This window comes from Vibrio sp. 811 (assembly GCF_033339195.1).
The window spans coordinates 1-675 of record NZ_JAWOUB010000454.1 but is presented as its reverse complement, the minus strand read 5'-3'; the positions used below and the strand labels follow the sequence as shown (position 1 = coordinate 675).

The following is a 675-nucleotide window of genomic DNA, read 5'->3' as shown; positions in this document are numbered from 1 at the left end:
GCTCTTTTTGTCTTGGGTGGCACCACGCGGTATTGTTGCTGCGTCGATTTCTTCTCTGTTTGCGATTAAGTTGACTGAATACGGAGTCGATGGAGCAAGCTTACTGGTGCCAATGACCTTTATGGTGATCATCGGTACGGTGGTATTACAAAGTGCCACTGCTCGCCCTATGGCGATTGCATTGGGTGTTGCTGAACCTGCGCCGAGAGGCTTCCTACTTATTGGGGCGAACCGAGTCGCACGTGAAATTGGCCAAGCGTTAGCGCGTTATGATCGACGTGTATTGATGACGGACTCAAACTGGGAGTACATCAGCCAAGTTCGTATGATGGGTCTGGATTATTATTACGGTAACCCGATTTCTAGCCATGCGGATGACAACCTGAACATGATTGGTATTGGTCAAGTGGTCGCACTCACGCCAGATCAACACTTCAACATCATGGCTTGTATGCAATTTGTCGACGAGTTCGGCGAAGATAAAGTACATTGTCTGCAAAAAGTGAAGACGAATGGAAACGGCAGTGAAAAGCACTCTGTTGCTCAGGAGTATCACGGCAAGCTGTTGATGGGGGGCAATGTTAGTTACACCCAGCTAGCGAGCCTGTTAAGCCGAGGCGCGGAAATTAAGCACACCAAACTGAGTGATAACTTCACTTACCAAGATTATTTGGA

Annotated in this window: 1 protein-coding gene; it reads left to right on the top strand. The window is 48.1% G+C overall.

Annotated features, from left to right (window positions below):
- Positions 1-675, top strand: a 675-nt coding sequence (locus R7Q46_RS27445) for an NAD-binding protein (RefSeq protein ID WP_318078312.1), incomplete at both ends; no start/stop codon positions are given.